This is a genomic window from Terriglobales bacterium (assembly GCA_035543055.1).
In the GTDB taxonomy this organism is placed as follows: domain Bacteria; phylum Acidobacteriota; class Terriglobia; order Terriglobales; family Acidobacteriaceae; genus JAIQFD01.
Genome location: DATKKJ010000195.1, coordinates 1 through 12,320, shown reverse-complemented (window position 1 = coordinate 12,320; position 12,320 = coordinate 1). Strand labels below are relative to the sequence as shown.

At 65.0% G+C, this 12,320-nt stretch carries 10 protein-coding genes; 9 read left to right on the top strand and 1 reads right to left on the bottom strand.

Annotation, left to right across the window (positions count from 1 at the left end; genetic code table 11):
- Positions 1-715 precede the first annotated feature (715 nt).
- The 6 genes from VMS96_12965 to VMS96_12940 all read left to right on the top strand — a co-directional run bounded on the left by VMS96_12965 (position 716) and on the right by VMS96_12940 (position 7,945).
- On the top strand, positions 716-1,213 hold the full coding sequence (locus VMS96_12965) for a group I intron-associated PD-(D/E)XK endonuclease (GenBank protein ID HVP44338.1): 498 nt from the start codon (positions 716-718) through the stop codon (positions 1,211-1,213).
- A 434-nt stretch (positions 1,214-1,647) separates the two neighbouring features.
- Positions 1,648-2,538 carry a DMT family transporter gene (locus VMS96_12960; GenBank protein HVP44337.1) on the top strand — a complete coding sequence of 297 codons (891 nt, stop codon included), beginning with the start codon at positions 1,648-1,650 and terminating at the stop codon, positions 2,536-2,538.
- 62 nt (positions 2,539-2,600) lie between these two features.
- A complete protein-coding gene (locus tag VMS96_12955) occupies positions 2,601-4,862 on the top strand; it encodes a hypothetical protein (protein HVP44336.1) in 2,262 nt (753 codons plus the stop codon).
- A 58-nt stretch (positions 4,863-4,920) separates the two neighbouring features.
- Positions 4,921-6,312 carry an IgA Peptidase M64 gene (locus VMS96_12950; protein HVP44335.1) on the top strand — a complete coding sequence of 464 codons (1,392 nt, stop codon included), beginning with the start codon at positions 4,921-4,923 and terminating at the stop codon, positions 6,310-6,312.
- A gap of 40 nt (positions 6,313-6,352) precedes the next feature.
- A complete protein-coding gene (locus tag VMS96_12945) occupies positions 6,353-7,000 on the top strand; it encodes an energy transducer TonB (protein HVP44334.1) in 648 nt (215 codons plus the stop codon).
- Between the two features lie 33 nt (positions 7,001-7,033).
- Positions 7,034-7,945 (top strand): pyridoxamine 5'-phosphate oxidase family protein, encoded by a 912-nt coding sequence (locus VMS96_12940; protein HVP44333.1) that lies wholly within the window; start codon positions 7,034-7,036, stop codon positions 7,943-7,945.
- A 58-nt stretch (positions 7,946-8,003) separates the two neighbouring features.
- Here VMS96_12940 and VMS96_12935 read toward each other — a convergent pair whose 3' ends face one another.
- Positions 8,004-9,362 carry an acetyl ornithine aminotransferase family protein gene (locus VMS96_12935; protein HVP44332.1) on the bottom strand — a complete coding sequence of 453 codons (1,359 nt, stop codon included), beginning with the start codon at positions 9,360-9,362 and terminating at the stop codon, positions 8,004-8,006.
- A 337-nt stretch (positions 9,363-9,699) separates the two neighbouring features.
- On the opposite strand from VMS96_12935, the gene VMS96_12930 reads away from it, so the two are divergent.
- From VMS96_12930 to arsM, 3 genes are all read left to right on the top strand, one after another.
- Complete coding sequence (locus VMS96_12930) at positions 9,700-10,668, top strand: EamA family transporter (protein HVP44331.1); 969 nt, start codon at positions 9,700-9,702, stop codon at positions 10,666-10,668.
- 159 nt (positions 10,669-10,827) lie between these two features.
- Positions 10,828-11,322: a MarR family transcriptional regulator gene (locus VMS96_12925; protein ID HVP44330.1), complete on the top strand. Its 495-nt coding sequence runs from the start codon at positions 10,828-10,830 to the stop codon at positions 11,320-11,322.
- Positions 11,323-11,336: 14 nt separating this feature from the next.
- Complete coding sequence (gene arsM / locus VMS96_12920; protein ID HVP44329.1) at positions 11,337-12,110, top strand: arsenite methyltransferase; 774 nt, start codon at positions 11,337-11,339, stop codon at positions 12,108-12,110.
- The last annotated feature ends 210 nt before the right edge of the window (positions 12,111-12,320 follow it).

The window sequence follows — 12,320 nt, the reverse complement described above, 5'->3', positions numbered from 1 at the left end:
AACTCCTGCCAGACTTGCCTGCCAAGAGGCCGCGGGCCGTCGCAGAACTTGCGAGAACCATTATTGACTTCATAGCTAGTTTGACAGAGGAACAGGCAATTGCGACATACAATCGTCTGTATGGCATAGAGCTCGGATCATCGCTTGTTTTCAATGTCCGCTAGATTATCTCCGCCTGAAGTGGGTGGTTCGAGCGCCTGATGCCAAAACAAATCCCGAGCGACTCGAGATTGTGTACAGCGAATGGCGCGTATTTCTTGGTGGCGTTAAGAACTGTCAAGCCCCGCAGAATCTGGATTCTTCTGTAACTCCTTGGAAGCACAGGAAATAGAAAATTGTGGAAATTGTCGGATTCACCCCTGCGCGGATGTCATACTGGAATTAGGGAGTCAGGAGTCAGGAGTCAGGAGTCAGGAGTCGGGAGTCGGGAGTCGGGGAAAACCTGTCAAGCCCCGCGAAATCTGGATTCCGCTGCAAGCTGCTGGAAACAATGGGAATATACGAATCTGGATAAGGGGCATCCTACCCCCTCCGATTTGATATTCTGAAAATAGAGGGGAAAGAAAAAACAGTCGTCGGTCGTCGGTCGTCGGTCGTCAGCTAAGACCTCGAAAACAGTCGTCGGTTGTCGGTCGTCAGCCCTCAGCCATCAGAAACAACACCGAGAGAGCTTCCAGCCTAAGACGCCTAGACGGGCGTCTCTACCGAGAAAAACATGAAGAAGATCGAGCGCGCGCGGCCGCGCTGGTGCCCACGTCTGCGGCATCGGCGGGACAAGGGCGATTGGGCGGAGCTCGTCTTCGTGGTCAAGGCGATCGGGTTGGGGTTCACGGTGTGCCGTCCGTATGGCGACAATCATCGCTTCGATTTCCTGGTGTTCGCGCCCGGCGGGCCGATCCATCGGGTGCAGGTGAAATCGTCGTGGGGGAAGACCGCGAACATGTATCGGTTCAAGGCCAATGCGTCGGGGCGGCATCGGTATCGAAAAGACGAAGTGGATTTCGTGGTGGTGTACGTGGCGCCGGAGGAGGCGTGGTATGTGATCCCGCGGGGGAAGCTGGCGCGGTACGACGTGGGGTACGTGATGCCGCATATCCCGGGGAGCCGGGCGCAGTGGGAGAACTATCGGGAGGCGTGGGAACGATTCGGGGGAAAAGACTCACCACAAAGAACACGAAGGTACAGGGGAAGAACAGTAGCTAGTAGCTGGTAGTTGGTAGTTAGGGGTACGGCGCCCCAAAATGTCCTGAGCCCCTTTAGGGGCGGGGACTTCGCATGGCGGATGCGGGGAGAAGAAGATTTCTTCATTGGTCACCACAGAGAGACAACGACATTGAAGAAGGCAGATCGAAGAACGAAGAAGTAGGACCAAGTCCCCGGTAGCAAGTAGCGAGCGAGGGAAAGAAAAACGCGGCCGGAGGCCGCGTCGCGTGAGATGTCCTGGAGCTCTCCGGGCTTGCGCCCGGGGCTACATTCAGACGCCCGCTCACGCGGGCTCAGATTTTTTCGCGTCGTGGAGCGCTTCATGGCAATCTGAAACTGGTTATCGGTCAGATCGGGACTGCGGTGGTGGAAGTGTCGTCCGGCTGAAGCCGGACTCATTCAAGTTCCGGACCGAGCGGCACGGCTAAAGCCGTGCCCTGACACATGAAGCCTCGTTTTTACATGGCGCTGCTGGGGACGACGGTGCTGTGGGGGTCGGGATTCACCGGCATCCGCGCCGGGCTGGTGGCCTACAGTCCGGAGCACCTGGCAGTGCTGCGCTTCCTGGTGGCGTCGGCGGTGATGGCCGCGTACGCGCTGGTGGCGCGCACCGCGCTGCCCCGGCGACGGGACATCCCGTTCATCCTGGTGACCGGGTTCGTCAGCATCACCTGGTATCACCTGGCGCTGAACCGGGGGGAGCAGACGGTGAGCGCGGGGGCGTCGAGCATGCTGGTGGCGTCGTCGCCGATCTGGGCGGCGCTGCTGGCCAGCGTGTTCACCGGGGAGCGGCTGCACGCCCGGGGATGGGCCGGCATCTTCCTGTCGTTCTGCGGGGTGGGGCTGATCGCGCTGGGCGAGGGCGGAGGGCTGCGCTTCAGTGCCGGGGCGTGGCTGGTGCTGTCGTGCGCCTTGGCTACGGGGATCTCGGTGCTGCTGCAGAAGAGATACGTGGCGCGCTACTCGGCGACGGAGTTCACCTGCCACCTGGTGTGGGCGGGGACGCTGTTCCTGTTGCCCTTCGCCGGGGGGCTGGCGCAGACGGTGGCGCGCGCGCCCCTGAACGCGACCATTGCCGTGGTGTACATCGGGGTGTTTCCCGCGGCCATCGCCTACATCGGGTGGGGATACGTGCTGGCGCGGGTGCCGGCCCCCAACGCTGCCAGCTTCCTGTACCTGGTGCCGGTGTTCACCATCTTCATCGCCTGGATCTGGCTGGGCGAGGTGCCACACCTGCTGTCGCTGATGGGCGGGGCGCTGGCGCTCGCGGGAGTGCTGCTGGTCAACACTCGCGCCAGGCGGGTGACGGCCGCGGTGGTGGCGGAAGGCGACTAAAGTTTCGTGGTACAAGCGGGACGAGCGTTCTATCCTAAGCACTCCACGGAGGAGTGAGACGGATGGAACAGCCGAACTGCACCTTTCTGTCATGCTGGCGATACTTCATCCTGGTCGCGGCCGGCTTCATCCTGATGTTTGCCGCGTCGTCGGCCGGCAACGCGCAGGCCAAGGGGCAAACCCAACCTCCAGCCAAGCCGCGGGCCAGGCAGCAAGCCAAGCCGCCCCAGCCGAAGCCGGAAGCCAAGACGCCGGAAGCGATGCTGGCCGAGTTGATGCAGAAGTATCCGGGGCTGCTGGAGGAGTTCGGCGTGCTGTTCGAGAAGCTGCAGCACAACCTGCAATTCCCACCGGCGCGTGGCGAGAGCCGGATCCTGCCGTTGTTACCGGGAGGGACGACGGGATACGCCGCCTTCCCCAATTACGGCGAGGTCACGCGGCAGGCCCTGCGGCTATTCCACGACGAGCTGCAGCAGAGCGCGGTGCTGCGCGATTGGTGGCAGCGCGGGGACACGGCCACCAGCGGACCCAGGCTGGAAGCTGCACTCGAGAAGTTCGCCGAACTCTCGCAATACCTGGGAGAGGAGATCGTGGTCTCTGGGGCGACGCAAGAGCGCCAGGCGGGCGGCTTGCTGGTGGTGGAGATCCGTAAGCCAGGCCTGAAGCCGTTCCTGGAGCAGCTGGTGAAGGAATATGCCACCGGCACGAAGACCGACATCCGCATCCTGGAGCCGCCGGAGCTTGCCACGGCAAGGGACCCAGGGCCGGGGAACAGCGTGCTGGTCCTGGTGCGCCCGGAGCTGGTAGCGGCCGCGGCCGATGTGGCCACCTTGCGGCGCTTCAACGCGCGCCTGGAGCAGGGCAGCCGCGAGTTCGCCTCGACGGCGTTCGGGAAACGGGTGTTGCAGGCGTATCGAGGTGGGGCCTCGATGCTCGCTGCCGCCGATCTGCAGAAGATGGTGGCGCAAGTGCCGATCACCAATAAGCAAGACCTGCTGACCTTCCAGCGCAGCGGGTTCGCCGACATGGAGTATGCGGTGTGGGAGCACAAGAGCGTCGCGGGCCAGCCGTCGAGCCAGGGTGAAGTGAGCTTCATCGCCCCGCGCCACGGGATCGCCTCCTGGCTGGCCGCTCCGGCCCCGCTGGGCAGCCTGGACTTCGTCTCGCCCAGCGCGATCATGACGGCCACCCTGGTGCTCAAGAATCCGGCCGAGATCTTCGACGATGTGAAAGAGTTGTCGCCGCCTCCCAATCCTACGTACGCCAAGCTCGCACAATGGGAGCAGGCCGTGCACATCAGCCTGCAGGATGACCTGCTCCGTCCGCTGGCGGGGGAGATCACGCTGGAGCTGGACAGCGTCGCTCCGCCGGAGCCGGTGTGGAAAGCGATCCTGCGGGTCAACGACCCCGCCCGGTTCCAGGGTGCGTTGAACACGATGCTGATGTCCATGAACATGATCCCGGAGCAATGGCGGGAAGACGGCGTGGTGTACTACGCGCTGCCGGTTCCTTCGGGCAAGCAGCCCACACGGATCGGCTATGCGCTGGTGGACGGATATCTGATCGTCGCTTCCAGTCCGGCGATGGCGGCTGAGGCGGCCCGGCTGCATCGCAACGGGAGATCGCTGGCGAAGTCCAAGAAATTTCTGGAAGCATTGCCGCCAGGTCAGCCAGCGGGGGCGTCGGGTTTGCTGTATCAGGACCCGATCGCGATGGCAGCTCTGCAATTGCAACGCATGGCGCCGGGATTGGCGGCGTCGGTCGCCCAATCCGCCGGCCAGGCCCCGCCGAATGTCCTGTGTTTTTACGGCTCGGAGAAGGCGATCCGCGAGGCCAGCACGAGCGTCACCGCGGATGCCGCGGTGGTATTGGTCGCAGCCGCAATCGCCATTCCTAACCTGCTGCGCTCGCGCACTGCCGCCAATGAAGCCTCGGCGGTCGCCGCCATCCGCTCCGTCAGCACCGCCCAGGTCGTCTATCAGTCCTACTACCCGGAGAAGGGGTTCGCGCCCTCACTGGAGATGCTGGGGCCCAACCCTCGTTCGCCCAGCACAACGTCGGCCGCGCACGCCAGCCTGCTGGATGCGACCCTGGGCTGTGCCGACATGTGGTGCACCAGGGAGGGCTACCGATTCACCATCACGGCGGCTTGCCGCCAGCAGCATTGTGGCGATTACGTGATCGTGGCGACGCCGCTCTCCCCCAGCTCGGGGAGCAGGAACTTTTGCTCGACATCCAACGGTATCGTCCACTTCAAGGCTGGCCCGCCGCTGACCGCGCCTGTGACCGCGGTGGAATGCCGGAGTTGGACGTCCCTGCAGTAGCGAGCTCACGCTGCGGGCGGAACAAATCAGCGTGCGGCCATGGGCTACAATCCCTCCCATGACCCGCCGAATCGTTGTCGCTCTCGTACTGCTCTGTTCTGTGGCTTGGGCGCAGCCGCGCACCATGCGCCTGGACTACTACCATTCCGGCAATGCCACCCAGGAGATGTTCTCGCTCGACCGCGTGGTGCTGGAGCCGCTGTCCTGGCCGGGCGACCTGAAGAAGACCATCGACGACTCCAACCTGGGCAAGTACTTCTTCGAGGTGCGTGACCGGGCCAGCGGGCGCGTCCTGTATTCACGCGGTTTCGCCTCCATCTATGGCGAGTGGGAGACCACGGGCGAGGCGACGAAGATCAACCGCACTTTCTCCGAATCGCTGCGCTTTCCCGCGCCCGAGGCGCCGGTGCAGATCGTGCTCAAGGAGCGCGACAAGCAGAACGCCTTCCGCGAAGTGTGGAGCATCGAGGTCGATCCCAAGGACAAGTTCGTGGACCGCTCGCGACCCAAGCCGCCGGGCAAGCTGATCGAGTTGCAGAAATCCGGCGACCCCGCGAGCAAAGTGGACTTCCTCATCCTGGGCGACGGCTACACCGCCGCCGAGCTGCCCAAGTTCGAGAAGGACGCGCGCCGCCTGATGGCCATCCTGTTCGCCACCTCGCCCTTCAAGGAACACCAGCGCGACTTCAACGTCTGGGGGCTGTGTCCGGCGGCGGCCGAGTCCGGCGTCTCCCGGCCATCCAGCGGGATCTACAAGCGCTCGCCCATCGGGGCCAGCTACGACGCCTTCGGCACCGAGCGCTACGCCCTGGTCTTCGACAACCGGGCCCTGCGCGACGTGGCCCAGTTCGCGCCTTACGAGTTCATCGAGGTGCTGATGAACGACAAGCCCTACGGCGGCGGCGGCATCTTCAACCTGTACAGCACGGTGGCCGCCGACAATCCCAATTCGCCCTACGTGTTCGTGCACGAGTTCGGGCACCACTTCGCCGCCCTGGCCGACGAGTACTACACCAGCGACGTCGCCTACCTGCCGCCGGCGGTGAAGATCGAGCCCTGGGAGCCCAACGTGAGCGCCCTGCTCGATCCCAGCAAGCTCAAATGGAAGGACCTGGTCGAGTCCGGCACGCCGCTGCCCACGCCGTGGAAGAAGGAGCAATTCGAGGCGATGCAGCGCGAGGTGCAGCAGCGCCGCCGCCAACTCCGCGCCCAGAACCGCCCGGAATCGGAGATGACCGCGCTCTTCCACGAGGAGCGCAAGAAAGAAGACGACATGCTCTCGACTGACCAGTACGCCGGCAAGGTCGGCGCTTTCGAGGGCGCCAACTACGAGGCCAAGGGCTACTTCCGCCCCCAGGAGAATTGCATCATGTTCACGAGGTATGAGAGGTTCTGCGCGGTGTGCCGACGGGCCATCGAGCGGGTGATCGCGATGTACGCGTCTTCATAAACACTATCCGGCGGACGGGGAGGCGCGTCTAAGATAGGGCATGCTGCTGGGGGTTCCGGAAGCGAAAAAGGCGTCGCGGTGGCCGCAGTTGGCGTCCATCGTCATCCACATCATGGCGATCGGAGCCCTGGTGTGGCGCCCCAGCCCGCAATTCATCAAAGCGTCCCCATCCCTGCGCGGCAACGGCGGGCGCGGCAACGTGATGGCGCTGGCGACGCCGGGCGTGAGCTCGCTGCGCGCGCCGAAAGCCACTGACCAGGAAGAGATCAAGCGCCTTACAACTCCACAGAAACAGAAAAAGCATAAGGGCAAAGCCCCGGAGCGGGCCGTTCAGGCCGCCACCACGGACAACCAGCATCTGCTGCCGGGCATGCCGGGATACATCCTGGGCTCACTGAGCGACGGTTTTGCCTTGAACCACGACGTGCGGGCGGCGATCTCCGTCGTGGCCCCGGACCCGCCGATCGCGCGCTCCAGGCTGCCGGAATGGATCCGCGGCGACGTGATCGTCGAAGTCACCATCGACGACAAGGGAAACGTCATTGGGACGCGGGTGTTGCAGACGGTGGGCTTCGGACTGGAGCAAGTCATCGTCGAGACCCTACGGCAGTGGCGCTACATTCCCGCCAAGGTGGACGGGGTATCGGTCGCGTCAAGGGAAGACGTGCACTTCCATTTCCCGAGTTAGACGGCCCGGCGTGCGGGTTCTTCTGAGGCATCCATGGCGCGCATCTACCACGAAGGGGAGCTTGCGGTGCAGTCGCAAGCGGGGGTCACGCCGCAGGCTTGCGAAGTGGGCAAGATCGTCCGCCCGTTCATTCCGCCTGCGGCCCAGGCCTTCGCCCGCGAGCAGAGGATCGCGGTGCTGAGCACCGCGGATCCTCAAGGACAGGTCTGGGCATCGCTGCTGTCCGGGCCGGCGGGATTCCTGCAGGCCGCTGACGATCTGCTGCGCTCCGAGCGCCTGCCGGTCGAGGGCGACCCCGGCCGCGAGAACCTGGGCCCCGGGGCGCAAGCCGGCGTGCTGATCATCGACCTGGCCACGCGCCGGCGCATGCGGGTGAACGGGACGGTCGCAGCGGTGGACTCCGGCTTCAGCCTTCATCCGCGGGAGGTGTACGGCAACTGCCCACAGTACATCCATGTCCGCGAGGCTGAGCCCGACCAGCCGGGGGCGGGCCGCTCGGTCTTGTCCGGCTCATCACTCAGCGACGCGCAGCGGGAATGGATCGCGGGCGCGGCCACTTTCTTCCTCGCCACCCGGCACCCCGAGGCCGGGGCCGACGCCTCGCATCGCGGCGGAGCGCCCGGCTTCGTTCGCGTCCCGGACGCGAATCACCTGCGATTCCCCGATTACCCAGGGAACAAAATGTTCAATTCGCTGGGGAACATCGCCGTCGAGCCGCGCGCCGGGTTGCTGTTCGTGGATTTCGAAACCGGGGCAAGCCTGCAGCTGACGGGGCGCGCAAGCGTCCTGTGGGAGCCGGAAGCGCGCCGCGATTTCCCAGGCGCCGAACGAGTAGTCGAGTTCGAGGCGGCAAGCGTAGTCGAGATCGGGGGAGCGACCGCGGTGCGCCTGCGGCTGGCGCAATTCGCGCGCACACCGCCAGCGCAGGGAGCGGCCACGGATTGAAACGGTGTTAAGCGGATGCCGATATGGGCGCGGGTCTTTGACCCGCGCCCATGTTTTCCTATGACTTGGCCTTGCCGCTCTCGGCCAGGGTGATGCACTCCTCGAGGACGTCGAGGGCGATGTCGGCCTGCTCGGCGGTGACGATGAGCGGTGGCGACATGCGGATAGTGTTCTCGCCCGCGCCCAGGAACAGCACGCCGCGCTCGAAGGCCAGCTCGACGATGCGGTCGCGGGTGTCCTTGTCGATGCCCTTGGATGCCTGGTCCTTGACGATCTCAATGCCGATCATCAGGCCCAGCCCGCGGACGTCGCCGACGATGCGGTGCTTCTTGGGCCAGCCCTGGATGCGCTGCATCACGTGCTTGCCGACAGCCGCGGAGTTCTTGATGGCCTCGCGCTCGAGCACGTCCATGGTGGCCAGGGCGGCGGCGATGCAGACCGGGTTGCCGCCGAAGGTGGAGGCGTGCGAGCCGGGCACCCAGTCCATGAGCTCGGCGCGGGTGAGCAGGACGCCAAGGGGCATGCCGCTGGCGATGCCCTTGGCGATGGTGACCATGTCGGGCTCGACCCCGGTGTGCTCCACCGCCCACCATTTGCCGGTGCGTCCGCAGCCGGACTGCACTTCGTCGCAGACCAGCAGGATGCCGTGGACGTCGCAGATGCGGCGCAGCTCCTGCATGAAGGCCGGAGGCGCGGGCAAGTACCCGCCCTCGCCTTGGAAGGGCTCGACGAAGACGGCGGCGACTTCTTCCGGCGGGACGGTGGTCTTGAAGACCTTGTCTTCGAGGAAGCGGGCGCAGCCGGCGGCGTAGTCGCTGGCGTCGGTCCCGGCGGGACGGCGATAGAGATTGGGGTAGGGAATGTGGGTCACGCCGGGCACCAGCGGGGCGAAGCGGCGGCGCTGCTGCGGCTTGGAGGCGGTGAGCGAAAGCGCGCCCATGGTGCGTCCATGGAAGGCGCCGTAGAAGGCGATGAAGTGCTGGCGCTTGGTGTGGTAGCGGGCCAGCTTGAGCGCGGCCTCGATGGCTTCGGTCCCCGAGTTGCCGTAGTAGATCCGGTGCGGCCCTTTCATGGGCGCGACCTTGGAGAGGCGCTCCGCCAGGGTGATCATGCTCTCGTAGTAGAAGTCGGTGCCGGACATGTGGATGAGCTCGGCAGCCTGCTTCTGGACGGCGGCCACGATCTCCGGGTGGCAGTGGCCGGTGGAGGTCACGGCGATGCCGGCGGACATGTCGAAGAACTCGTTGCCGTCCACGTCCTCGATGACGATGCCGCGGCCGCGACGGGCGACCAGCGGGTAGGAACGGGTGTAGGAGGGCGAGATCCACTTCTCGTCGCCCTTGAGCACGCGCTGGGCGTTGGGCCCAGGCAGCTTGGTGATGAGCTTCGGTCCTGCGGTATGGGTCATGGTAGCCATGGGGTCCTCTCTTCTGATCTTCGGTGGAGACGCCGTTCACGGCGTCTCGATGCAAGCTGTGGAGATGCCACAAGTGGCGTCTCTACGAAGGGCTTTTCGTGAAGAGAGGAGTGTTTAGTCACCCGCGAAGAGGTTGGGGCGGGCGGTGGAGGGGCAGTGGAAACGGTCAAAACTCATACGCCAACTCCTGGGTCAATTATAGCCAAGTAGCGGCGGGCGCGGAACCCCCGGAAGAAGTACCCAGTACCTAGTACCCAGTACTCAGCAGATGCCTGCTGCGGTCAACTTTTTCGCATCAGCGGAGCCGCGGGCCTCGTCTGATAGCCTAGGAAAACGCATGACCGCGGAGCAAAAACAGCACCGGTTCCGTGTCGCCCTGGCCTTCGGGCTGGTGTACCTGTTCTGGGGCTCGACCTATCTGGGCATCCGCATCGCCGTGGAATCGTTTCCGCCGTACGTCATGGGCATGCTGCGGTTCACGGTGGCGGGGCTGATCATGCTGGCGGTGTGCGCGGCGCAGGGGAAGAAGATCAGCATCACCGGCCCCGACTTGGTGAAGCTGAGCGTGGTGGGCATCCTGCTGCTGAGCGTGGCCAACGTGCTGCTGGGCTGGGCGGAGCTGTACGTGCCGAGCGGACTGGCGGCGCTCATCATCGCCATCGTGCCGCTGTGGTTCCTGGTGATCGACACCTGGCTGATGAAGGGCGACCACCTGTCGCGGCGCGGGCTGGCGGGGATCGGGCTGGGCATCGTCGGACTGGTAATCCTGCTCTGGCCGAAGCTGACGGCGGCGCGCGCCGGCCTGGGCAAGATGCAACTGCTGGCCGGGCTGCTGCTGGTGGGGACGTCGGGAGTGTGGGCGTTCGGTTCCACCCTGTCGCGGCGCTGGTCGGTGAGTGTCGGGGTGTATGCCGCGACCGGCTGGGAGATGCTGATCGCCGGGGTGGTGAACTTCCTGATCGCGCTGGCCCTGGGCGACATCCCCAAGTCGCACTGGACGGCGAGCGGCCTGGGGGCCATCACGTACCTCGTGATCTTTGGCTCGCTGGTCGGGTACACGGCCTACATCTGGCTGCTCGACCACGTCCCGACGGGCAAGGTGGCGACCTATGCCTACGTGAACCCGGTGGTGGCGGTGTTCCTGGGCTGGCTGGTCCTGCACGAGAAGATCGACGGGTTCATCGTGGCCGGGTCGGTGGTGATCATCGCGGCGGTGGCGCTGGTGACCAGCGCCAAGGTGCGGGTGCGGGAAGGCGCCCCGATGCGTGGGCCGGAACTCCCGGCGTGCGAAGCGGGGGCGGACTAGCGGGATTGGCGATTTGTGATTTGTGATTGGCGATTGACCCGCACAACTCATCACAAATCACCCATCGCAAATCACAAATCCACGAAAACCGCCGGCTGCCCCGAGGGGGAAATATAATTTGATTGACTCATGCAAATATATTGGATTAGGATTTCCTGCATGGCGCGGACGACCGACATTGCCGGCTGGTACCGGGAGCTGGAGCGGCTGGCCCGGCTGCTGGGGCAGGTGGGGCCGGACGAGATCTGCTGTGAAGGACTGACGTCGCGGCAGTGTTCCATCCTGCGGACATTGGTGCAGCAAGAAGGGGCACGGCTGTCCGACCTGGCGCAGGCGGCGGGGATCAGCCCCAGCGCCATGACCCGGGTGCTGGAGCGGCTGGAGAAGCTGGGGCTGGTGCGGCGGGTGCGGGGCGCGCAGAAAGACGGACGCGCGGCCCGGGTGGAGATCACGGCTGAAGGCCGGAAGGTGCGGCAGCGCATCGACCGCCTGATGGGGGAGCGCACCACCGCCATCGTGGACGCCATCCCGGCAGCATCACGCAACAAACTGCTCGATGCACTACACATGCTGAACTGCTGCATCGAGCGCGGCGGCGGCTGCGGTTTCGCGGCAGCGCAGACAGGAGCGGAACGCAAACCTCAGTTCGAATAAGCGAAAGGAATGGTATGGACAAGAACGCCATCATTGACGCAGTGCAGCAGAGGTACGGCTCCATCGCGCGCGGCGAGCAGTCGGGCTGCGGCTGCGGGACCGCCAACACCGCCATCGCCATCGGCTACAGCCCGGAGGAGGTGGCCCTGGGCGAAGGCGCGAACCTGGGCCTGGGATGCGGGAATCCGCTGGCCATGAGCGAGGTGCAGCCGGGCATGACGGTGCTCGACCTGGGCTCGGGCGCCGGATTCGATGCCTTCCTGGCGTGGCGCATCGTGGGGCCGACCGGCCGGGTGATCGGGGTGGACATGACCGACGACATGCTGGCCCGGGCGCGCGCCAACGCCGAGAAGCTGGGCGCCACCAACGTCGAGTTCCGCAAAGGGTTCATCGAGAAGCTGCCGGTCGAGGACGGGTCGGTGGATTACGTGATCAGCAACTGCGTCATCAACCTCAGCCCGGACAAGCCGGCGGTGTTCCGGGAGATCGCGCGGGTGCTGAAGCCGGGCGGGCGCATGGCGGTCAGCGATATCGTGCTGCTGAAGACGCTGCCCGACGAGATCGCGCGCGACGTGGCCGCCTACACTGGATGCATCAGCGGCGCCAGCCTGATGGGCGATTACATCCGCTACGCGCTGCAGGCGGGGCTGAGCGAGCTCCAGGTGAAGGAAGTGGCGTGGGGCGCGAAGCTGGCGCAGGCGCTAATGCCGCAGGAAGTGACCTGCTGCGGCGGGGCCAAAGAAGCGGCGGAGGCAGTCGCCTCAATCAAGCTGCACGGGAAGAAATAATAAGATCCTTCGCTTCGCTCAGGATGACGCCTGCGGGCTCGGACGCCCGCAAAACGGCGTCACTTTCTTTTCCAGCGGGCGCCGTCCTTGGTGATCTCGACGACGATGCCTTGCTCGTTGAGCTGCTTGCGGATGGCGTCGGCACGGGGGAAGTCCTTGGACTTGCGTGCGGTCTGCATTTCGGCGATGAGGCGGTCGATGTCGGCGTCG